General features: G+C 39.2%; 13 protein-coding genes, 1 tRNA gene and 3 pseudogenes. 15 read left to right on the top strand and 2 right to left on the bottom strand.

Features of this window, described 5'->3' with window-relative positions:
• Position 1: 1 nt before the first annotated feature.
• From HMPREF9007_RS13030 to HMPREF9007_RS13080, 11 genes and pseudogenes are all read left to right on the top strand, one after another.
• Entirely contained in the window at positions 2-1,459 is a 1,458-nt protein-coding gene (locus tag HMPREF9007_RS13030; RefSeq protein WP_032850369.1) for an HU family DNA-binding protein, read from the top strand.
• A 237-nt stretch (positions 1,460-1,696) separates the two neighbouring features.
• Entirely contained in the window at positions 1,697-2,692 is a 996-nt protein-coding gene (locus HMPREF9007_RS13035; protein ID WP_008761573.1) for an AAA family ATPase, read from the top strand.
• An 87-nt stretch (positions 2,693-2,779) separates the two neighbouring features.
• Complete coding sequence (locus HMPREF9007_RS13040; RefSeq protein ID WP_008761572.1) at positions 2,780-3,649, top strand: DUF58 domain-containing protein; 870 nt, start codon at positions 2,780-2,782, stop codon at positions 3,647-3,649.
• The gene (locus HMPREF9007_RS13045; RefSeq protein WP_008761571.1) at positions 3,649-4,737 is read left to right on the top strand and encodes a BatD family protein; all 1,089 of its coding nucleotides are present in this window, start codon (positions 3,649-3,651) and stop codon (positions 4,735-4,737) included. The genes HMPREF9007_RS13040 and HMPREF9007_RS13045 overlap by 1 nt, the downstream gene beginning before the upstream one ends.
• Positions 4,738-4,781: 44 nt before the next feature.
• A complete protein-coding gene (locus tag HMPREF9007_RS13050; RefSeq protein ID WP_008761570.1) occupies positions 4,782-5,765 on the top strand; it encodes a VWA domain-containing protein in 984 nt (327 codons plus the stop codon).
• Positions 5,766-5,809: 44 nt separating this feature from the next.
• On the top strand, positions 5,810-6,838 hold the full coding sequence (locus HMPREF9007_RS13055) for a VWA domain-containing protein (RefSeq protein WP_008761569.1): 1,029 nt from the start codon (positions 5,810-5,812) through the stop codon (positions 6,836-6,838).
• Between the two features lie 9 nt (positions 6,839-6,847).
• Positions 6,848-7,570: a tetratricopeptide repeat protein gene (locus HMPREF9007_RS13060; RefSeq protein ID WP_172685117.1), complete on the top strand. Its 723-nt coding sequence runs from the start codon at positions 6,848-6,850 to the stop codon at positions 7,568-7,570.
• Positions 7,571-7,604: 34 nt separating this feature from the next.
• On the top strand, positions 7,605-9,431 hold the full coding sequence (locus tag HMPREF9007_RS13065; protein WP_008761567.1) for a BatD family protein: 1,827 nt from the start codon (positions 7,605-7,607) through the stop codon (positions 9,429-9,431).
• Between the two features lie 18 nt (positions 9,432-9,449).
• Positions 9,450-10,284, top strand: a pseudogene (locus HMPREF9007_RS13070) (tetratricopeptide repeat protein).
• 132 nt (positions 10,285-10,416) lie between these two features.
• Positions 10,417-10,707 carry a hypothetical protein gene (locus tag HMPREF9007_RS13075; RefSeq protein ID WP_008761566.1) on the top strand — a complete coding sequence of 97 codons (291 nt, stop codon included), beginning with the start codon at positions 10,417-10,419 and terminating at the stop codon, positions 10,705-10,707.
• A 73-nt stretch (positions 10,708-10,780) separates the two neighbouring features.
• Positions 10,781-11,902: a universal stress protein gene (locus tag HMPREF9007_RS13080; RefSeq protein WP_008761565.1), complete on the top strand. Its 1,122-nt coding sequence runs from the start codon at positions 10,781-10,783 to the stop codon at positions 11,900-11,902.
• A gap of 296 nt (positions 11,903-12,198) precedes the next feature.
• On the opposite strand, the gene HMPREF9007_RS13085 is transcribed toward HMPREF9007_RS13080, so the two are convergent.
• Together HMPREF9007_RS13085 and gyrA are read right to left on the bottom strand one after the other, a co-directional pair.
• Positions 12,199-13,416, bottom strand: coding sequence for a tetratricopeptide repeat protein (locus HMPREF9007_RS13085; protein ID WP_008761564.1), 1,218 nt, complete (start codon positions 13,414-13,416; stop codon positions 12,199-12,201).
• A 32-nt stretch (positions 13,417-13,448) separates the two neighbouring features.
• Positions 13,449-16,025 carry a DNA gyrase subunit A gene (gyrA, locus tag HMPREF9007_RS13090; RefSeq protein WP_008761563.1) on the bottom strand — a complete coding sequence of 859 codons (2,577 nt, stop codon included), beginning with the start codon at positions 16,023-16,025 and terminating at the stop codon, positions 13,449-13,451.
• A 406-nt stretch (positions 16,026-16,431) separates the two neighbouring features.
• On the opposite strand from gyrA, the pseudogene HMPREF9007_RS13095 reads away from it, so the two are divergent.
• From HMPREF9007_RS13095 to HMPREF9007_RS13110, 4 genes and pseudogenes are all read left to right on the top strand, one after another.
• Positions 16,432-18,957: pseudogene (locus HMPREF9007_RS13095) on the top strand (ATP-dependent Clp protease ATP-binding subunit).
• Between the two features lie 138 nt (positions 18,958-19,095).
• Positions 19,096-21,141, top strand: a complete 2,046-nt coding sequence (gene htpG / locus HMPREF9007_RS13100) for a molecular chaperone HtpG (RefSeq protein ID WP_008761562.1) — start codon at positions 19,096-19,098, stop codon at positions 21,139-21,141.
• Positions 21,142-21,310: 169 nt separating this feature from the next.
• Positions 21,311-23,613, top strand: a pseudogene (locus tag HMPREF9007_RS13105) (patatin-like phospholipase family protein).
• A 78-nt stretch (positions 23,614-23,691) separates the two neighbouring features.
• A tRNA-Arg gene (locus tag HMPREF9007_RS13110) sits at positions 23,692-23,765 on the top strand.
• Positions 23,766-23,769: the final 4 nt, after the last annotated feature.

The raw sequence follows: 23,769 nt of genomic DNA, 5'->3' as shown, positions 1-23,769 counted from the left end.
TATGAATGAAAGACTGACAATTCAAGACCTTATCGACTTATTGGCGGCTAAACATAGCATGACCAAGAAGGATGCCGAAGCATTCGTCAAAGAGTTTTTTCTCTTGATAGAACAAGCCCTGGAGAATGAGAAGACTGTGAAAATCAAAGGATTGGGGACTTTCAAACTTGTGGATGTGGATAGCCGGGAAAGCGTTAATGTCAACACAGGGGAACGTTTTCAGATAAAAGGCCATACCAAAGTATCGTTTACTCCGGACACCAATCTGAGAGATACGATAAATAAGCCTTTTGCACATTTTGAAACGGTAGTATTAAATGAAGGTACGGTATTGGAAGATACCCCGATGGAAGAATCCGATGAGGAGGAAGGTGCGGTTTCTGATACTGAGACCGAAATGATCGACTCCGAAATAGCAGGAAATGAAAATGTCGATGGAGATATTCAGAAAGAAATACAACCGGAAGAACCTGTAATCGAAGAGCAGCCGACTGCTGAAGAAGTAGCTGTGGCTGAAGTTCCTGAGACTGACGCGAATGAAACCAGTCAAACTGAAACGGAAACGGAACCAGTTGCAACAGAAGAACCTGAAGCCGAAGAATTGCCGGAAGTGGAAACTGAACCGGAAGCTGTATCTGAGGAAGCCCCGGAAGAAGAGTCTGTAGAGGAATCTTCGGAAGCTGTTTTGGAACCTGACTTCAGTCCGGCGACAGAAGAACCTGCTGAGGAGCAATCGGAAGAAACAATTATAGAAGAGCAGAAACCGGAGACTGAAACAACGGAGGCAGAAGAAGAGAAAACGGTTATTGCAGAAAAAGCGGAAGTTACCGCAGAGCAAATTATAGCCCAAGAGCTTCATAAAGCAAATATGGAGCCTGTAACTCCCAAAATGCAACCGGAAATAGAACAACCGAAAGCTACCTATACTGATAAAGACAGTAATAAAAAGGAAAAATCAGCTATTCCTTATTTAATAGCAACTATTATTATAGTCTTACTACTGTGCGGAGGAGCTATCCTGTTTATTTATTATCCGGATTTGTTCTCATCTTCGTCTGATAAGAATGTGGTTGATATGCCGGAGGTTACTCAACCTATGCAGCCGGAAACGCAACTTTCAGATACAATTGCACACAAGGATACTGTGGTGGAAGCAGTCCAACCGCAACCTGTTGTCAAGAAGGAACCGACAGCGGAACCTGTCAAAGCAGAAAGTAAACCTGCCCAACAACAACCAGCTGCTTCGGCATATTCGGATTCCGCATCCTACAAGATAACCGGTACCAAAACAAAATACACAATTAAAGAAGGAGAGACTTTAACGAAAGTTTCATTACGCTTTTACGGTACAAAAGCCATGTGGCCATACATCGTAAAACATAACCCGAAAGTAATCAAGAACCCCGATAACGTACCATACGGTACGACAATCGAGATACCGGAACTTACAAAAGAATAAAAACAAAAACACCCATTCACCCGGCTCATACAGCAATGTATAGCCGGGTGAAATGTTACGTAAGTACAAAAGCGTATGAAAGTACCTTAATCTAAAGATTTCGCATTGTTTTTTAATAAAAATTAGTTGCAATCGTTAATTATATGGCGTACTTTTGGGAGCGAATTTAGAAGCCTTACACACTGGTAAGTCTTACACCTTATTAATGAGAATTAAATAATAAAATATTAAGTATTTATGGCTGAATCAATTGATATCCGCGAACTGAATGAGCGGATTGAAAGACAAAGTGCTTTCGTTACCAATCTTACGACAGGTATGGACCAAATCATTGTTGGTCAGAAACATTTGGTTGAATCACTGCTTATCGGATTGCTTTCCGACGGACATGTTCTTTTAGAAGGTGTACCCGGTCTGGCAAAAACTTTGGCTATCAAAACACTCGCTTCCCTGATCGATGCGAAATATAGCCGTATTCAGTTCACTCCCGACTTATTGCCTGCCGATGTTATTGGTACCATGGTTTACAGTCAGAAAGATGAATCTTTCAAAGTACAAAGAGGACCTATCTTTGCCAACTTCGTATTGGCGGATGAAATAAACCGTGCTCCGGCCAAAGTACAGAGTGCCTTGCTGGAAGCCATGCAGGAACGTCAGGTTACTATCGGTAAGGAAACATTCATGTTGCCGGAACCTTTCTTAGTATTGGCCACTCAGAACCCGATTGAACAAGAAGGTACTTACCCGCTTCCTGAAGCACAGGTAGACCGTTTCATGCTGAAAGTAGTGATTGACTATCCGAAGCTGGAAGAAGAAAAACTGATTATCCGTCAGAATATCAACGGCGAGAAGTTCAATGTGAAACCTATCCTGAAAGCGGAAGAAATTATCGAAGCCCGCAAGGTGGTTCGCCAGGTTTATCTGGATGAGAAAATAGAACGTTATATTGTAGATATTGTATTTGCTACTCGTTTCCCCGAGAAATACGATCTCAAAGAACTGAAAGACATGATCGGATTTGGTGGTTCACCTCGTGCTTCTATCAATCTGGCACTGGCTGCCCGCACATACGCTTTCATCAAACGCCGCGGCTATGTAATCCCGGAAGATGTACGTGCTGTTGCGCATGATGTTCTTCGTCACCGTATCGGACTGACATACGAGGCGGAAGCCAACAACATGACTTCGGACGAAATCATCAGCAAGATTCTGAACAAGGTTGAAGTGCCCTAATCTGCCGTAATATTACAATGCGGTAAAAGGTAGTCAAGTGTATTTTACTTAACTACCTGACTACTTACTACTTTAACTACTGTATAAATGGAAACAAGTGAAATATTAAAAAAAGTTCGTCAGATTGAAATCAAGACACGAGGACTGTCTAACAATATCTTTGCAGGCCAATACCATTCGGCTTTCAAAGGTAGAGGTATGTCGTTCTCTGAAGTCCGTGAGTATCAGTTCGGCGACGATATACGCGACATTGACTGGAATGTGACGGCACGATTCAACAAACCTTATGTGAAGGTGTTTGAAGAAGAGCGCGAACTGACAGTGATGTTGATGGTCGATGTTTCCGGAAGTTTGGAATTTGGTACGGTTAAACAACTGAAGAAGGATATGGTAACGGAAATTGCAGCTACTCTTGCATTTTCCGCTATACAAAACAACGATAAAATTGGTGTGATCTTCTTTTCAGACCGGATAGAAAAGTTTATTCCTCCTAAAAAGGGACGTAAACACATTCTATATATTATCCGCGAACTGATTGACTTCCAACCGGAAAGCCGTCGTACCAATATTCGTCTCGCATTGGAGTATCTGACCAATGTAATGAAAAGACGTTGTACAGCGTTTATTCTATCTGACTTCATCGATCAGGATAACTTTAAGAACGCTCTGACTATTGCCAACCGAAAGCATGACGTAGTGGCATTGCAGGTTTACGATAGGAGAGTGAGTGATCTTCCTCCGGTGGGACTGATGCGAATAAAAGATGCGGAAACCGGCCATGAACAATGGATCGATACTTCTTCCAAAGCTGTACGCCGGGCACACCGTGACTGGTGGATAAACAAACAGACCGAACTGAACGACACATTTACCAAAAGTAATGTTGACTCCGTATCTGTGAGAACCGACCAGGATTACGTAAAGGCATTGCTGAATTTATTTGCCAAACGAAATTAATGGAATCAAAGATGAATAGAAATATTATTCTGATAGCATTGTTATGTCTGCTTTCTATGGGTAGAGCTGTGGCACAGTCTGTTACGGTGGAAGCCAAGATAGATTCGTTGCAGATATTAATTGGCGAACAGGCGAAAGTACAATTACAAGTAGCGATGGACGCCAAACAACGTGCTGTCTTTCCTGCTTATACCGATACGCTGGTGCGCGGGGTGGAAATTATAGAAACCGTCAAACCGGATACACAATTTCTGAATGATCGCCAACGAATGCTGATTACTCAGGAATACATCGTTACCTCGTTTGACTCAGCTCTCTATTATCTTCCGCCAATGCCCGTCACAGTGGATGGCAAAGAATATAGATCGAAAGCTCTGGCATTGAAAGTATATTCGATGCCAGTTGACACATTGCATCCGGACCAGTTCTTCGGACAGAAAACGGTGATGAAAGCACCTTTCGCATGGGAAGACTGGTATGGGCTGATCGGTTGCTCATTCCTTGCATTGCCTTTACTCGGCTTATTGATCTATCTGATCATTCGTATACGTGATAACAAACCGATTATCCGCAAGATAAAAGTAGAACCTAAGTTGCCGCCACATCAGGCTGCAATGAAGGAGATCGAACGTATCAAGAATGAGAAAGTATGGCAGAAAGGACAGCCGAAGGCATATTATACGGAATTGACAGATACTCTTCGTACTTATATTAAAGATCGTTTCGGATTCAATGCACTAGAGATGACTTCTTCTGAAATCATCGATAAGTTATTGGAAATGAATGATAAAGAGGCTATATCAGATTTAAAGGAACTCTTCCAGACAGCTGATTTAGTAAAATTTGCCAAGCATGATCCGCAAATGAATGAAAATGATGCGAATTTGATTAATGCAATCGACTTTATCAATGAAACAAAGCAACCGGAAGAGGAGAATCAGAAACCGCAACCAACGGAAATCACAATTATCGAGAAACGTTCTCTGCGTACCAAAATATTATTAATCTGCGGTATTGTATTCTTGTCAGCAGCATTAATAGGTACTTTTGTATATATAGGTATGCAGCTTTATGATCTCTTTGCATAATGTGGTGTGAATACTAAATAGTAAACTGTTAAATCGAAAATAAAATGGTTTTTGCCAATATTGAATATCTGTTTTTGCTATTATTGCTTATACCTTATATTGTATGGTATATCTTGAAGCGAAAGAAAACTGAAGCTACCCTTCAGATTTCGGATGCACGGGTATACGCACATACTCCTAAAAGTTATAAGAATTATTTGCTACATGCTCCATTTATACTGCGCGTCATTGCATTGGCTTTGATTATTGTGGTATTAGCGCGTCCGCAAAGCACTAATAAGTGGCAAAACAGCGAAATAGAGGGAATTGATATTATGCTGGCTATCGACGTGTCTACCAGTATGCTGGCGGAAGACTTGAAGCCAAACAGACTGGAAGCAGCCAAAGATGTAGCTGCCGAATTTATTAACGGACGCCCGAATGATAATATTGGTATCACTCTGTTTGCCGGAGAAACATTCACTCAATGCCCGCTGACTGTGGACCATGCCGTATTGCTGGATATGATTCATAATATCAAATGTGGTCTTATTGAAGATGGTACAGCTGTTGGTATGGGAGTTGCAAATGCTGTAACCCGCCTGAAAGACAGTAAAGCGAAATCAAAAGTTATCATCTTATTGACGGATGGTACCAATAATAAAGGAGATATTTCGCCATTGACAGCCGCTGAGATTGCCAAAAGTTTCGGTATCCGTGTGTATACCATCGGAGTGGGTACGAATGGAATGGCTCCATATCCTTATCCGGTCGGTAATACAGTACAGTATATCAATATGCCGGTGGAAATCGATGAGAAAACACTGACTCAGATTGCCGGTACTACCGACGGTAACTATTTCAGAGCTACGAGTAACTCGAAACTGAAAGAGGTATATGAAGAAATTGACAAGTTGGAGAAAACAAAATTGAATGTAAAAGAGTATAGCAAACGGGAAGAAGACTATCGCTGGTTTGCACTGGCTGCTTTCCTTTGTGTACTACTGGAAGTTTTATTGCGTAATTCAATACTCAAGAAAATTCCGTAGGAATGTTTCGTCAATCGTGATTTGTAACGTAAAATAGGAAGAAGATGTTTCGATTTGAAGAACCTGCATATTTATATTTATTGCTGCTATTACCGTTTTTAGCAGCTTTCTACTTGTATTCCAATTACAGGAGACGGAGAAATATCCGACGTTTTGGAGATCCGGAATTGTTAGCGCAATTAATGCCGGATGTATCTAAATATCGACCGGATGTGAAATTTTGGCTCATCTTTGCCGCTATCGGCTTATTCTCAGTATTGCTGGCTCGTCCGCAATTTGGTTCCAAGCAGGAAACGGTGAAACGTAAAGGGGTGGAAGTGATTATAGCTCTGGATATATCTAATTCTATGCTGGCGCAGGATGTGCAGCCCAGCCGTTTGGAAAAAGCCAAGAGATTAATATCCAGATTGGTAGATGAATTAGATAACGACAAAGTCGGTATGATCGTATTTGCCGGAGATGCTTTTACCCAGCTACCGATCACGAGCGATTATATTTCTGCCAAAATGTTTTTGGAATCTATCAGCCCATCGCTGATTTCCAAGCAGGGTACAGCAATCGGAGAAGCAATCAACCTGGCAACCCGCAGTTTTACTCCGCAAGAAGGAGTGGGACGTGCTATCATTGTCATCACGGATGGTGAGAATCATGAAGGTGGCGCTGTAGAAGCTGCTAAAGCTGCTGCCGAAAAAGGGATTCAGGTAAGTGTGCTGGGAGTAGGTATGCCCGAAGGTGCTCCTATTCCTGTAGAAGGTACCAATGATTATCGCCGTGACCGCGAAGGTAATGTAATTGTAACCCGTCTGAATGAGGGCATGTGTCAAGAAATAGCCAAAGACGGAAAGGGTATCTATGTACGGGTAGATAATTCTAATTCTGCTCAAAAGGCTATCAGTCAGGAAATAAGTAAGATGGCTAAGTCTGATGTGGAATCGAAAATATATACAGATTTCAACGAACAGTTTCAGGCTATTGCATGGATCATTTTACTATTGTTACTAGCTGAGATGTTAATTTTGGATCGTAAGAATCCATTATTCAAAAACGTTCATCTGTTCTCTAATAAGAAGTAAGCTATGCGTATGTTAAAAATGAAATATATCCTGTTTGCTGCTTTTCTGTTATCGGCTGCCGGTGTTTCGGCACAGAAAGCAGAGCGTGACTATATCCGCAAAGGAAATCGTCTGTTCAATGATAGTGTATTCGTAGATGCAGAGGTTAATTACCGCAAGGCTTTGGAAGTTAATCCTAAATCTGCTGTATCCATGTACAATTTGGGAAATACGCTCTCACAGCAACAAAAGTTTCAGGAAGCCATGGAGCAATATGATTCTGCCAGCAAAATAGAAAAGGATAAAATGAAATTGGCACACATTTACCATAATATGGGAGTGCTTTTTCAAGCTGGTAAAGATTATGCAAAAGCAGTGGATGCCTACAAAATGTCGCTGCGCAACAATCCTGCAGATCATGAAACACGGTATAACCTGGCACTCGCTCAAAAGATGTTGAAAGACCAACAAAATCAGCAGGATCAAGATCAAAATCAAGACCAGAATAAAGATCAGCAGCAGAAACAAGACCAGAAACAGGATCAAAACAAAGATAAACAGAACGATCAGAAGAAAGACGACCAAAAGGATCAGCAACAACCGCCGAAGCCTGAAAAACAAGATAATCAGATGTCAAAGGAAAATGCTGAGCAGTTACTTAATTCTGTGATGCAGGATGAGAAAGACGTACAGGACAAAGTGAAGAAACAACAGAAAGTTATTCAGGGCGGTCGTCTGGAAAAAGATTGGTAATAATAAAAAGTTGATGATATAAATTTCATAAGCAATGAAAAAACTGATTGTTATATTGATGGCATTGATAGCATATAGCACCCAGGCGTTTGCCGACAAGGTGTCATTCACTGCTTCCGCTCCTGATGTAGTGGTAGTAGGGGATCAATTCAGGCTATCTTATACAGTAACTACAAAAAAAGTAAAAGACTTTCAGACACCGTCTATCAAAGGATTCGATGTTCTGATGGGACCAAGTCGTTCAGAACAAAGCAGTACACAGATAATGAATGGTAATGTCACCTCTACAAGTAGTATTACATTCACTTATATATTGATGGCAAATACTGCTGGTGAATATACAATCCCCGGAGCTTCTATTGTAGCTGATGGCAACCAGATGGTTTCAAACTCCGTAAAGGTGAAGGTTTTGCCACAAGACCAGGCTAGTAATGGAGGACAAAATGACGGTAGCTCATCTGCACGCTCTTCATCCGGTACAAGTGTATCTAATCAGGATTTGTTTATCACAGCAACTGCCAGTAAAACGAATGTATACGAGCAGGAAGCATTTGTCCTGACCTATAAAATATACACCAGAGAACATGACTTGCAATTGAATAATGCCAAACTGCCTGACTTTAAAGGATTTCATTCTCAAGAAATTGAAATGAATGCAAATGCAAGATGGACACAGGAACATTATAAAGGACGTAACTATAATACGACAATCTATCGCCAATTCGTATTATTTCCCCAGCAACCGGGTAAGTTATTTATAGAACCGGCACAGTTCCAGATGACGGTAGGTAAAGCTGTACAATCTGACGATCCTTTTGATGCATTTTTCAATGGTGGAAGCAATGTAGTTAAAGTACCGAAATCTATCGTTACTCCTAAAATAGCAATTAATGTCAATCCGCTTCCTGCTGGTAAACCTGCAAACTTTTCAGGTGGAGTGGGAGAGTTCAACATTTCTTCTTCCATCAATAGCAAGGAGCTGAAAACTAATGATGCTATCACTATCAAGTTAGTCATCTCCGGAACCGGAAACCTAAAGCTGATTTCTAATCCGGAAATTAAGTTCCCGGATGACTTTGAAGTATATGATCCGAAAGTGGACAACCAAGTCAGATTAACTCAGGAAGGTCTTACAGGAAACAAAGTCATTGAATATCTGGCTATTCCAAGACATGCAGGCAATTATAAAATCCCGGGAGTATCTTTCAGCTACTTCGATATCCGTTCAAAATCTTACAAAACGTTGAAAACGGAAGACTACGTAATCAATGTTGAGAAAGGTGCAGGAAATGCTGATCAGGTGATTGCCAATTTCACCAATAAAGAAGACTTGAAAGTATTGGGTGAAGATATCCGTTACATTAAGCAAAATGAAGTTACTCTCCAACCTAAGGGTAGTTTCTTCTATGGCTCAATGACCTATTGGCTGTTCTATATCATTCCTGCTCTAGCCTTCATCATCTTCTTTATCATCTACCGCAAGCAAGCCGCTGCAAATGCCAATGTTGCCAAGATGAAGACTAAGAAAGCTAATAAAGTAGCAACCAAACGCATGAAACTAGCCGGTAAGCTACTCTCTGAAAACAAGAAAGATGCCTTCTATGATGAAGTACTGAAAGCATTATGGGGATATATCAGTGACAAACTTAGTATTCCGGTTTCCCGTTTGTCGAAAGACAATATTGAAGAGAAGCTGAGAAACCATGGAGTAAGTGAAGAACTAATTAAAGAATTCCTGAATGCATTGAATGATTGTGAATTTGCCCGTTTCGCTCCGGGTGATGAAAATCAGGCAATGGATAAAGTCTACTCTTCTTCAATAGAAGTGATAAGCAGAATGGAAAATTCAATAAAACATTAACCCAGAAGAGATTGTGTCATGAAAAAAATATTGTTTTTTATATTATTATCAATGTCAGTTACTTGCTTCGGACAGGGAACTCAGAGCATTGATTCTATACAAACAACTGAAGCTGATTCTATCCATGCGGGTTCACATACATTTTCTGATACGAAATTGGAAGATGTAACAAAAGCCGAAGGAGATTCCGCATATATAAAAGATGATTATGCAACTGCTATCCAAATATATGAATCCTTATTAAAAAAATGGGGAATCTGCGGATGTGTACTATAATTTAGGAAACAGTTACTACAAAGCTGGAGAAATTGCAAAAGCCGTACTCAACTACGAACGTGCTTTGCTTATGAAACCAGGAAACAGCGACATCCGTGCCAATCTGGAAGTGGCACGCGCTAAAACAATAGATAAAGTAGAACCTGTTCCGGAAGTTTTCTTTGTATCATGGACCAAAGCCTTGATAAACAGTATGAGTGTAGACGCATGGGCTACATGGGGAATTGTCTCCTTTATTCTATTTATCATCGCTCTTTACTTCTTTATTTTCTCCAAGCAGATTATACTGAAAAAAACAGGATTTATATCAGGTATCGTTTTCTTAATCGTTGTGATATGCTCTAATCTTTTTGCTTCAGAGCAAAAAGAACGTTTAGTAAATAGAAGCGAAGCGATCGTCATGAATCCTAGTGTAACAGTTCGCAGCACTCCGAGTGAAAGTGGAACAAGTTTGTTCATCCTTCATGAGGGACGTAAGGTCAGTATCAAAGATAACTCAATGAAAGAATGGAAAGAAATTCGCTTGGAAGACGGCAAAGTAGGATGGGTACCGGCTTCCGCTATTGAAGTGATATAAAATTCGTAAACAGAATTTAGGAATTTAGGAAAAAAGATAAGCAAATAATTTGTTTTATCTTTTTTTTGCTTAAGTTTATAGCGTGATAAAAAATTAAATACAATATAGTATTAACCATTAAATTTATGAGACATGAGAACAATAACATTTAATGAACTTCGCAAGATTAAAGATTCATTGCCTAGCGGTAGCATGCATAGAATAGCAGACGAACTTGGTTTGCACGTAGATACAGTGCGCAACTTCTTCGGAGGCCACAATTTCAAGGAAGGAAAAAGTGTCGGAATACATCTTGAGCCCGGTCCGGATGGCGGGCTTGTAATGCTAGATGACACAACTGTTCTCGACCGGGCTCTAAAAATTTTAGATGAAATAAACATGAGTATGCAAAAAGAACAAGCTACCGAACCTATGCAAATTTAAAATATAAAACAAGAATCCCAATTGCCCAAACAATTGGGATTTCTTATTTGTTTACCTTCAAAAACAGATTATTATGGAAGATAAATTAGTAACCTTAGCTATTCTGACTTATACAAAAGCTCAGATTCTAAAGAATGTCCTCGAAAATGAAGGAATAGAAACATACATTCATAACGTAAATCAAATACAACCTGTTGTATCTTCAGGAGTACGTCTGCGAATTAAAGAAAGTGATCTACCACGTGCATTAAAAATAACGGAAAGTTCTACCTGGTTATCTGAAAGTATAGTGGGAGAGAAGACACCTAAGGTAGATAATAAATCGAACAAAATTTTAATACCTGTCGACTTCTCCAGTTATTCGATGAAAGCGTGTGAATTTGGCTTTAATTTGGCTAAAACTGAGAATTCTGAAGTGATTCTATTACATGTTTACTTTACACCGATATACGCTTCGTCATTACCATATGGCGATGTATTCAATTATCAGATCGGAGATGAAGAATCTGTTAAAACAATCATCCAACAGGTCCATTCAGATCTCAACGCACTATCTGATAAGATAAAGGAAAAAGTTGCATCTGGAGAATTTCCGGATATCAAATATAGTTGCATTTTGCGAGAAGGAATTCCAGAAGAAGAAATTTTAAGATATGCCAAGGAGCAGCGTCCTAAGGTTATCATTATGGGAACGCGTGGAAAAAGCCAGAAAGACATTGACTTAATTGGCAGTGTAACAGCTGAAATTATTGATCGAAGCCGCACAGCAGTATTAGCAATTCCGGAAAATACTCCATTCAAAGAATTCAATGAAGTAAAACGTATTGCTTTCTTAACCAATTTTGATCAGAGAGACTTGATTGCTTTTGAAGCATTTTTCAACACTTGGAAATCTTTCCATTTTTCAGTCTCATTAATACATCTGGCTGAATCCAAAGATACTTGGAATGAAATTAAACTTGCAGGTATCAAAGACTATTTCCAAAAACAATATCCCGGGCTTGAAATTCATTATGATGTGGTAATGAATGATAATCTATTAAAAGGACTTGATCAATATATCAAAGATAATCAAATTGATATAATAACATTAACTTCCTATAAGAGAAATATATTTGCACGATTATTTAACCCAAGTATCGCTCGTAAGATGATTTTCCATTCCGATACGCCATTGCTTGTTATTAACGGATGATGGAGAAAGAACGAAAATAAACTGTTTACGTTCAGGGAATAATTATCATTATGTTTAATAGAAAAATAGATAATACTTATAACTAATTTCTCTCTCTTCTCTCTCTAAAACCAAAAGAGGCATTCCAAATGAATTGGTTATAGCCTCTTTTTCATTTTCTCACAAAAAGAAATTCATCATTATATATTTTGATAAAAAAAATCAGAATCATCATTCAAGCTTCTTTATTTGTAAAAACAAAAAAGACTATCCTAATTTAAATTTTGGGATAGTCTTTTTATAAAAACTGAATATAATTATTTCATCATCTTATCGATTTCTTCAAATTCAGGACCCATGTTCAGATTATAGTAAACACGGTAAAGACCCTGTAACCACAAATCTTTCTGATCAGGTTTCAAAGCTCTGGCTTTTTCGTAGAATGGCTTAGCTTCTTCATAGAATTTCTTCACTGTAGCTTGTGCCTCTGCATATTTCGGATCATTGATATCTGTTGTAGCTTTATCAGCATAATCCTGAGCCTTCATCAAATACACTAATCCTACATTAGAATATGCCTCTGCATATTCAGGATCTGCAGCAATAGCTTTCTTGTAGAACTCAATAGCTTTATCATATTCTTTCATATTATGATAAAGATACGCTTTCACATAAAGATACAACTTGTTATTAGCATCAGTAGACAACATTCTATCAGCAAATTCCATTGCTTTAGAAGCTTGGTTAGAGCTAGTATAGTAATCTACCAAATTCGCAAAGAAATAATCATTTCCAGGGAATTTTAAAATACCTTCTTCCAATGATTTAACCCATGCTGCAGTATCACCTTTAGCTTTATATGCATCTGCCATCAATTGCATTGCAAACTTACCGCCATCTTTGTCATCCAAAGCAGCAGGAGCATATTTAATAATTGCATCTTTATCTCCTACTCTGTCAGCAGCCAATGTTGCGTAATATGCTATTTGTGCCAAAAGAGTATCTGTTTTAGCCAAATTTTGCTCTGCCAACATAGGATAAGAAGCTGATTCTACGTATGTTGCAAAGAATTGCAAAGCTTCCTTATTCTTATCAAGGTTAAAGAATTGAATACCACCGTTAATTAAGTTAGGACGTTCAACCAATATAGTTGAAGCATTTGCTTTTCTATATTTGTTTTTAATTTTACCTTTTTCATTAGGTACTTGAGCTAGATCATCACATTTAGTATAATACTCAAACATTTTTAAAATGCTGTTGTATGCCTTCAATGTGTCAAACGGCTGTTTCAGAACACCTTTCTTATCACGTTCTTCTTCAATAAAACGTTTCTGAATAAATCCAGCAACGTCCCATGTGTCAGGAAGATCCTTGGTCTCAGGGTTCTTAATGGCTTCATTAATCAGCTTTTCAGCTTGATTAAAATTCGGTTTTACATCACTGGCAATGCTTTTGGCTTCTTTTACATTCTTCATTTGAGCGAATGATAAGCTTACGGCCATCAATAAAACCATTGAAAATAATACTCTTTTCATGATTGTTGTTTGATTAATTATTAATATTATGTCTATTCCTCAATTTCGTTGTTATTTTCATTAACATCTGTAGCAGTATCTGCATTGTCAACATCCTGATCAGTAGTCAGATCACTGACAATAGTACCTTCTGCTTCTTCTGTGGGAACTTCATCCTCAAGACTTTCTGTCATTACTTTACATACAGAACCAATCTGATCGTTACGTTTTTCAAGATTAATCAGACGAACACCTTGAGTAGCACGTCCCATAATACGGACATCAGCAACTTTCAGACGGATAGTTATTCCGGATTTATTGATAATCATTAAGTCGTTCTCATCAGTCACTGACTTAATTGTTACCAACTTACCTGTTTTTTCAGTAATATTCATGGTCTTTACACCCTTACCACCGCGATTAGTCTTACGATAATCTTCAATTTCAGAGCGTTTACCATATCCCTGTTCAGAAACAACCATTACGGATTCTGTTTCCAAATCTTTTATACATATCATTCCTATTACTTCATCCTGACCATCATTATCCAATGTAATACCACGTACACCTGTAGCCGTACGTCCCATTACACGAACTGCAGCTTCATGGAAACGAATAGCCCGACCATTACGATTAGCAATAATGATTTCATTATTACCATTCGTCATTCGAACTTCAATTACACTGTCATCCTCACGAATTGTAATAGCATTTACACCATTCTGACGCGGGCGTGAATATTGTTCAAGCAATGTCTTCTTGATAACACCTTTCTTCGTACAGAATAATACGTAATGACTATTGATATATTCAGTGTCATCCAGGCTCTTAACACGCAAATATGCAGTAACACTGTCATCAGAGTCAATATTTAACAGGTTTTGTATAGCACGTCCTTTGGAATTCTTCGTTCCTTCCGGTATCTCATAAACTTTCAGCCAATAACATTTACCTTTTTGTGTAAAGAACATCATGGTATTGTGCATAGTAGCCGGATATATATGCTCTACAAAGTCCGCATCACGAGTTTCTGTTCCCTTAGAGCCTACCCCACCACGATTCTGCGCACGGAATTCTGTTAATGGCGTACGTTTGATATATCCCATATGAGATATTGTGATAATCATCTGATCATCAGCATAGAAGTCCTCCGGATTAAACTCTTCGGAAGAATAAACGATTTCAGAACGACGTTCGTCACCATATTTCGCTTTAACTTCCAATAATTCATCTTTCATCACCTTACGACATACCTCATCATCAGCCAAAATGCTTTCCAAATAAGCAATCTGTTTCATGATTTCTTCGTATTCAGCATGAAGCTGATCCTGCATCAGACCAGTCAACTGACGCAAACGCATCTCTACAATTGCACGTGACTGTATTTCTGTCAGATTAAAACGTTCTATCAAACCTGCAATAGCATCATTTGGAGTCTTAGCTGCACGAATAATACGAATAACTTCATCAATATTATCAGAAGCAATGATTAAACCTTCAAGGATATGTGCACGTTCCTTTGCTTTACGCAGATCGAACTGAGTACGGCGGATAACTACTTCGTGCCTGTGCTCTACGAAGTATTTAATCATATCTCTCAGATTCAATGTCTTAGGACGTCCGTGAACCAATGCAACATTATTCACACCGAAGGAAGTCTGCAAGGCTGTCATCTTATACAGCTTATTCAGCACTACGCTTGCATTAGCATCACGTTTTACATCAATAACGATACGCATACCGTCACGATCAGACTCGTCGTTTGCATTCGAGATACCTTCTATTCTCTTATCATTAACAAGATCAGCAATATATTTGATCAGTTCAGCCTTATTAACATTATAAGGGATCTCAGTCACTACGATTTTATCATGTGTCTGTCCGGTTTCAATTTCCGCTTTTGCACGCATTACTACACGTCCACGACCTGTCAGATATCCTTCACGTACTCCGCTGATACCATATATATAACCACCTGTAGGGAAATCCGGAGCTTTGACATAAGTCATCAGTTCCTCTACTGTGATTTCCTGATTATCAATATATGCTTCACAAGCATCAATTACTTCCGAAAGATTATGAGGAGGCATATTAGTTGCCATACCTACCGCAATACCAGAAGCACCATTAACCAAAAGATTAGGAATACGGGTCGGCATCACCTTCGGCTCTGTCAACGTATTATCAAAGTTAGGTTCGAAGTCTACAGTTTCCTTATACAGGTCATCCATCATCGCTTCACCCAACTTGTTTAGACGAGCCTCCGTATAACGCATGGCAGCGGGGCTATCACCATCTACAGAACCAAAGTTACCTTGGCCATCTACTAAAGGATAACGCATTGCCCATTCCTGAGCCATACGCACCATAGCATAATATACTGAAGAGTCTCCATGCGGATGGTACTTACCCAGTACTTCACCCACAATTCTTGCAGATTTTTTATAAGGTTTGTCTGAAGTATTACCCAATTCCATCATTCCGTATAAAATTCTACGGTGAACGGGCTTAAATCCATCTCTAACATCCGGAAGGGCACGTGAAACAATGACCGACATGGAGTAGTCAATGTACGATGACTTCATTTCCTCCTCGATGTTAATCTTTATAATTCTGTCTTGTTCAAGCATTTAAAATGATTATTAATTATACATTGTATGGTCTGTGAAAAACCACGCTAAAGTACTACTTTTCCACGATATACGAAAGTTTTTCCGAAGAAAGTTTTTTTCTGCTTGAAGGACAGTCTGTTTGTCTATATTTAGTTATTAAAATTAAAAATTTCAAGGAACGGATTGACTTCTAACCATTAATATTAGAAAAAGAAATGAGAAAAAGAATAAATACTACCATTAAGGAGACTATATCTGTGAAAAACAGGGAGTGGTATTTGTTATACCTTATATATATAATACAAAGCATTGTTTTTATGGCACGCCATTTGTAGATATAAGAAATAAAGCAAATATGCAATACAAACTTGATTAAATGCGTATATTTGCCAGTAAATAACCCCTTAGAAGAAAAGGAAAAAGTATGAATAATCAATTCTCACAAAGAGTTTCCGACATTATCGTCTATAGCAAGGAAGAAGCTAACCGGTTGAGGAGTAGGCATATCGGACCTGAGCACCTACTTCTGGGATTGCTTCGTGACGGTGAAGGAAAAGCTATCGAGATATTGTCAAAACTCAACACCAATTTAGCTGCAGTAAAGCAGCAGATTGAAGCTCGGCTGAAGACAGAAGCTGATGATATGCTATTGCCTGATGCAGAGATACCGTTGTCTAATGACGCGGCAAAAAATATTAAAAATGTGTATTTTAGAAGCACGTGGAATGAGAAGTAATATAGCTGATACAGAGCATGTTTTGTTAGCGATCCTAAGAGAAAGAAACAATATGGCTGCTTCCGTGCTCGAAGCTAATGACGTTAATTACGTGAAAGTGTTGGAACAAGCCACATTGCAACCGGATGTAAATTCCGGCATGGGATTCCCGGAAGACGATGATGATGAAGAAATGTCTTCTCCCCGATCTGGTGGAAGCGGTTCTGAAGAACGCCAGCAACAGGCGCAAACAGCTTCAAAAAAACCGGCTAATGACACGCCTGTACTTGACAATTTCGGTACAGATATGACAAAAGCGGCAGAAGAAGGACGTTTGGACCCTGTAGTAGGCAGAGAAAAGGAAATTGAACGCTTGGCTCAAATCCTGAGTCGCCGTAAAAAGAACAATCCGATTCTGATCGGTGAACCTGGTGTAGGAAAATCAGCAATCGTTGAAGGACTTGCTTTGAGAATTATTCAAAAGAAAGTCTCACGCATCTTGTTTGATAAGCGAGTAGTAGCTCTTGACATGACCGCAGTTGTGGCAGGAACAAAATATCGTGGTCAGTTTGAAGAGCGTATTCGTTCCATTCTCAACGAGTTACAAAGGAATCCGAATGTAATCCTGTTCATTGATGAGATCCATACAATTGTAGGTGCAGGTTCTGCAGCCGGTTCAATGGATGCAGCCAATATGCTGAAACCTGCATTGGCACGCGGCGAAATACAATGTATTGGTGCTACTACCCTTGATGAATACCGTAAGAATATAGAAAAAGACGGCGCTTTGGAACGTCGTTTCCAAAAAGTTATGGTGGAACCCACTACTGCTGCCGAAACTCTTCAGATTCTGCGTAACATCAAGGATAAATATGAAGATCATCATAACGTGAACTATACAGATGAAGCATTGGAAGCTTGTGTCAAGTTGACAGACCGTTATATTACGGACCGTAACTTCCCCGATAAAGCTATTGACGCTTTGGATGAAGCAGGATCACGTGTACATCTGACCAACGTCAATGTACCCAAGGAAATCGAAGAGCAGGAAAAACTCATCGAAGAAGCTAAAAGCAAGAAAAATGAAGCTGTGAAATCGCAGAATTTGAACTCGCTGCCAGTTTCCGAGATAAGGAAAAAGAGCTCACGCTTCAGTTGGACGAAATGAAACGAGAATGGGAAAACAGTCTGAAAGAGAATAGACAGACTGTTGATGCAGAGGAAATTGCCAATGTTATTTCTATGATGTCCGGCATTCCGGTACAGCGTATGGCACAAGCCGAAGGAATCAAGCTGGCTGGCATGAAGGAGGATCTGCAATCGAAAGTAATCGCACAGGATCCGGCGATAGAGAAACTGGTCAAGGCTATTTTAAGAAGCCGTGTGGGATTGAAGGACCCCAATAAGCCCATTGGAACCTTTATGTTCTTAGGTCCGACTGGTGTAGGTAAAACCCATTTAGCCAAAGAATTGGCAAAATATATGTTCGGGTCTTCCGATGCACTGATTCGTATAGACATGAGCGAATTTATGGAAAAATTCACAGTCTCACGTCTGGTCGGAGCTCCTCCGGGATATGTAGGATATGAAGAAGGCGGACAATTAACTGAAAAAGTACGTCGCAAACCTTATTCTATCGTCTTGCTTGATGAGATCGAAAAAGCACATCCGGATGTATTCAATCTCCTTCTTCAAGTGATGGACGAAGGCCGTCTGACTGACAGTTATGGCAGAATGGTTGATTTTAAAAATACAGTTGTTATCATGACTTCCAATATTGGTACCCGCCAGTTAAAGGAGTTTGGACGTGGTGTAGGCTTTGCTACACAAAGCCGTCTGGATGATAAAGAGTTCTCGCGAAGTGTTATACAAAAAGCATTAAATAAATCATTCGCGCCCGAATTTATCAACCGTGTCGATGAAATCATAACATTTGACCAACTCTCTTTGGAAGCTATCACGAAAATCATTGATATTGAGCTAAAAGGACTATATGATCGTATTGAATCTATTGGATATAAGCTAGTTATTGATGATGAAGCTAAAAGATTCGTGGCCGAAAAAGGATACGATGTGCAATTCGGAGCCCGCCCTTTAAAACGAGCTATTCAAACCCATTTGGAGGATGGACTGTCAGAACTCATTATAACTTCTTCTCTGAAAGAAAAAGATGTCATTCAAGTCTCTCTGAATAAAGAGAAAGGTGAATTGGAGATGAAAGTTATTGCATCTTGAAAGAAGATTACTTAAATAAGATAAGTCATAAAATATGCCAGAATGTCAGACCTTAGGGTCTGGCATTTTTTTTGTCTCTATCTGAACAAATATCAATTAAAAACATTCTAATAAATAAACCAAAAAATATACGTTATTATGCAAAAAGGTAATATTGGGGTTACAACAGAGAACATTTTCCCTATCATCAAAAAGTTCTTGTACAGTGACCATGAAATTTTTCTTCGCGAATTAGTGTCTAATGCAGTAGATGCCACTCAGAAACTAAATACCCTTGCTTCCATTGGGGAGTTTAAAGGTGAACTGGGCGATCTGACAATTCACGTTGAATTAGGTAAAGACACTATTACTATCTCCGACCGTGGTATTGGCCTGACTGCAGAAGAAATAGAAAAGTACATCAATCAGATTGCATTTTCAGGAGCGAATGATTTTCTGGAAAAATACAAAGATGATGCAAATGCAATCATCGGACATTTCGGTTTAGGCTTCTATTCTGCCTTTATGGTTGCAAAAAAGGTTGAAATTATCACCAAATCCTACAGAGACGAAGCACAAGCTATAAAATGGACTTGCGATGGTAGCCCTGAATTCACTATTGAAGAAGTAGATAAGGCAGATCGTGGTTCAGATATCATCTTATATATCGATGACGATTGCAAAGAATTCCTCGAAGAAGCACGTGTTTCTGAGCTTCTGAAGAAATATTGCAGCTTCCTTCCTGTCCCCATTGCATTCGGGAAGAAGAAAGAATGGAAAGATGGAAAACAGGTAGAAACCACTGAAGACAATATTATTAACGACACCACTCCTTTGTGGACTCGTAAGCCGAGCGAACTGTCGGACGAGGATTATAAGTCGTTCTATACCAAGTTGTACCCGATGTCAGACGAGCCATTATTTTGGATTCATCTGAATGTGGATTATCCGTTCCATCTGACTGGTATCCTCTACTTCCCGAAAGTAAAGAGCAATATTGAGCTGAATAAAAATAAGATTCAGTTATATTGCAACCAAGTATATGTAACGGATTCCGTAGAAGGAATTGTACCGGACTTCCTGACTTTATTACATGGAGTTATTGATTCCCCGGATATTCCATTGAATGTATCCCGTTCTTATTTGCAAAGCGACTCGAATGTGAAGAAGATTTCTACCTATATCACGAAGAAAGTTTCCGACCGCCTGCAATCGATTTTCAAGAACGACCGTAAACAGTTTGAAGAGAAGTGGAATGATTTGAAAATATTTATCAATTACGGCATGCTTACTCAAGAGGATTTCTATGAGAAAGCGCAAAAATTCGCCCTTTTCACCGATACAGATAACAAACATTATACATTTGAAGAGTATCAGACCCTTATTAAAGATAATCAGACAGACAAAGATGGAAATCTGATCTATTTGTATGCTAATAATAAGGATGAACAATTCAGTTATATCGAGGCTGCCACCAACAAGGGATACAATGTTCTGCTTATGGATGGTCAATTAGATGTAGCTATGGTAAGTATGCTGGAACAGAAGTTTGAGAAATCTCGCTTCACCCGTGTAGACAGCGATGTGATCGACAACCTTATCATCAAAGAAGACAAGAAAAACGAGACACTGGAAGGAGAAAAGCAAGAAGCTATCACAACTGCTTTCAAGAGCCAGTTACCCAAAATGGATAAAGTTGAGTTCAATGTAATGACACAGGCATTGGGAGACAATTCAGCTCCGGTGATGATTACTCAAAGCGAGTATATGCGTCGTATGAAGGAAATGGCAAATATTCAGGCCGGAATGAGCTTCTATGGGGAGATGCCGGATATGTTCAATCTGGTTCTGAACTCCGACCATAAGCTTATCAAGCAAGTGCTTGACGAAGAAGAAGCAGCTTGTCACCCTGAAATAGCTCCTATACAAACAGAGATGAATAGTGTCAGCAAGCGTCGCAACGAACTAAAAGACAGCCAAAAGGACAAGAAGGAAGAAGATATTCCTACTGCGGAGAAAGATGAACTGAATGAGCTGGATAAAAAATGGGATGAACTGAAAAATAAAAAAGAAGGCATCTTTGCAGGATATGCCAGCAACAACAAGGTAATCCGTCAACTCATCGACCTGGCTTTATTGCAGAACAATATGCTAAAAGGTGAAGCTCTGAACAACTTCGTGAAGCGCAGTATTGAGCTGATTTAATACCGCCCCTTTATTTATAACATAAATCAATGAAAGAGCATTCAACACTAAAACGTGTTGCAATGCTCTTTTTTCATCATAAAACGAACGCTAAAATATCGATAAATTGGAAAGTATTGCATATATTTGAACACTAAATGATAAATACTTCAATTGTTTGATTTGGGTTATGAGAAAAATACTTTTAGTGTTAATTGCTATATGGTTATTCATGCCGACTGTCTGCGCCCAAAAAGTAGGTCTTGTCTTAAGTGGTGGCGGTGCCAAAGGATTGACACACATCGGCATCATTCGCGCCTTAGAAGAAAATAACATTCCTATCGATTATATTACAGGAACTTCCATGGGGGCCATTATCGGCTCTCTTTATGCGATGGGGTATTCTCCTGATGATATGGAAGAATTATTGAAGTCAGAGGACTTTAAAAGATGGTATTCAGGACAAATAGAAGAGAAATACGTATACCACTTCAAGAAAAATGTCCCGACACCGGAGTTTTTTAATATCCGTTTCTCATTCAAAGACTCATTAAAAAACTTCAAACCACAATTTCTGCCCACAAGCGTAGTAAATCCCATACAGATGAATCTGGTTTTTGTAGATTTGTATGCACGCGCTACAGCTTCGTGTAAAGGCGATTTCGACAAATTATTCGTTCCTTTCCGTTGCATAGCTTCTGATGTATACAATAAAAAGCAACTCGTAATGAGAAACGGAGATTTGGGAGATGCCGTCCGAGCTTCCATGAGCTTTCCCTTTATGTTTAAGCCTATAGAGATTGACAATGTGCTGGCATATGACGGAGGAATCTACAATAATTTCCCAACAGACGTTATGAGAGACGATTTTCATCCGGATATTATAATTGGTAGTGTGGTATCTACAAACCCCACCAAACCCAAGGAAAATGACCTCATGAGCCAGATAGAAAACATGGTCATGACAAAAAACCGATTATTCTATTCCGGATTCAATGGGTATTCTGATGACATTCAAATATGACAATGTCAGCTTGATGGATTTCCAGCGAATAGATGAATTGCATGATATCGGATATAACCGAACCATAAGCATGATAGATTCTATAAAAAGCCGTATACAAAGGAGGGTTAATTTGGATAATATACGTTTGAGAAGAATGGTATACCGAAGCAACTATCCGGAATTACGCTTTAAAAACATCATTATTGATGGAGCCAATCCCCAACAACAGGCATATATTAAAAAAGAATTTCATAGCTCTGACAATAAGGAATTCACTTACGAAAACTTGAAAGAAGGCTATTTCCGGCTGCTTTCAGACAACATGATTTCCGAGATCATCCCGCATGCCGTATACAATCCGGAGGATGAAACATATGACCTGCATTTAAAAGTCAAACTGGAGAATAATTTTGCCGTACGATTAGGTGGGAATATTTCCACATCCAACTCGAACCAAATTTATCTCGGTCTCAGCTATCAGGATTTAAATTACTATGCGAAAGAATTTCTTTTTGACGGTCAACTCGGGAAAGTCTATAATAATGCGCAATTCATGGCTAAGATCGACTTTTCTACTGCGATCCCGACCTCTTACCGCTTTATCGCATCTATTACTACTTTCGACTATTTTAAGAAAGACAAGTTATTTTCCAGGAATGACAAGCCAGCATTTAATCAGAAAGACGAACGCTTCCTTAAACTTCAGGTCGGACTACCTTTTCTTTTAAGCAAACGAGCTGAGTTTGGAATAGGGATCGCCAGAATAGAAGACAAATATTTCCAGAGAAATATCATCGATTTTGAGAAAGACAGATTCGACAGAAGCCGTTATGATTTATTCGGCGGCTCTATCAGCTTCAATGGAAGTACGCTTAATTCACGGCAATACCCGACACAAGGCTACAAAGAAGCTCTTGTTGCACAGATATTCATGGGACGGGAAAGATTCTATCCCGGTGAAGAGACCAAAGGAGTTCAAATAAATAAAGAACACCATTCCCTGGCTGCAATTATCATATATGAAAGAAAAATACCATACAATGAGCGAACACTGGGTTTTGGGATGGTATTTAAAAGCTTTGTACGCTTCCAAGAACTTTTCCGAGAATTATACGGCGACTATGATGCAAGCAGGTGAGTTTTCACCTACTCTACATAGCAAACTCACCTATAATGAAGCTTTCCGCGCCAATCAATTTGTGGGAGCCGGCATTCGTCCCATCTATCGCCTCAATCAAATGTTCCATCTGCGAGGTGAATTTTATGGTTTTATGCCTATATATCCGATTGAAAGAAACTCATTAAATAAGGCATATTATGGAAAAGCCTTCTCTAAATTCGAATATTTAGGAGAAATTTCTGTTGTGTGTCAATTACCGTTCGGAGACATCTCTGCTTATGTAAATCATTATAGCTCACCGAGAAGGGAGTGGGATGTCGGGTTAAGTATCGGTTTCCAACTGTTTAATTACCGTTTCATCGAATAATTTTCTACAAAAAAAGTCGCCGAATGCTTGCTAATTCGGGAAAAGTACGTATCTTTGCACCCGTTAAAACGAAACAATGGTCGCGTAGCTCAACTGAATAGAGTAGCTGACTACGGATCAGCCGGTTACAGGTTTGAATCCTGTCGCGATCACTTT

The sequence above is a fragment of the Bacteroides sp. 1_1_14 genome, assembly GCF_000162515.1.
Lineage (GTDB): Bacteria > Bacteroidota > Bacteroidia > Bacteroidales > Bacteroidaceae > Bacteroides > Bacteroides thetaiotaomicron.
Note: the sequence above shows the minus strand (reverse complement) of the source record. Positions and strands in the feature narration are given on the sequence as shown.

Coding starts and splice junctions, on each gene's coding strand:
- HMPREF9007_RS13030 (WP_032850369.1), top strand. CDS start 2: ATGAATGAAAGACTGACAATTCAAGACCTTATCGACTTATTGGCGGCT.
- HMPREF9007_RS13035 (WP_008761573.1), top strand. CDS start 1,697: ATGGCTGAATCAATTGATATCCGCGAACTGAATGAGCGGATTGAAAGA.
- HMPREF9007_RS13040 (WP_008761572.1), top strand. CDS start 2,780: ATGGAAACAAGTGAAATATTAAAAAAAGTTCGTCAGATTGAAATCAAG.
- HMPREF9007_RS13045 (WP_008761571.1), top strand. CDS start 3,649: ATGGAATCAAAGATGAATAGAAATATTATTCTGATAGCATTGTTATGT.
- HMPREF9007_RS13050 (WP_008761570.1), top strand. CDS start 4,782: ATGGTTTTTGCCAATATTGAATATCTGTTTTTGCTATTATTGCTTATA.
- HMPREF9007_RS13055 (WP_008761569.1), top strand. CDS start 5,810: ATGTTTCGATTTGAAGAACCTGCATATTTATATTTATTGCTGCTATTA.
- HMPREF9007_RS13060 (WP_172685117.1), top strand. CDS start 6,848: ATGTTAAAAATGAAATATATCCTGTTTGCTGCTTTTCTGTTATCGGCT.
- HMPREF9007_RS13065 (WP_008761567.1), top strand. CDS start 7,605: ATGAAAAAACTGATTGTTATATTGATGGCATTGATAGCATATAGCACC.
- HMPREF9007_RS13075 (WP_008761566.1), top strand. CDS start 10,417: ATGAGAACAATAACATTTAATGAACTTCGCAAGATTAAAGATTCATTG.
- HMPREF9007_RS13080 (WP_008761565.1), top strand. CDS start 10,781: ATGGAAGATAAATTAGTAACCTTAGCTATTCTGACTTATACAAAAGCT.
- HMPREF9007_RS13085 (WP_008761564.1), bottom strand. CDS start 13,416: ATGAAAAGAGTATTATTTTCAATGGTTTTATTGATGGCCGTAAGCTTA.
- gyrA (WP_008761563.1), bottom strand. CDS start 16,025: ATGCTTGAACAAGACAGAATTATAAAGATTAACATCGAGGAGGAAATG.
- htpG (WP_008761562.1), top strand. CDS start 19,096: ATGCAAAAAGGTAATATTGGGGTTACAACAGAGAACATTTTCCCTATC.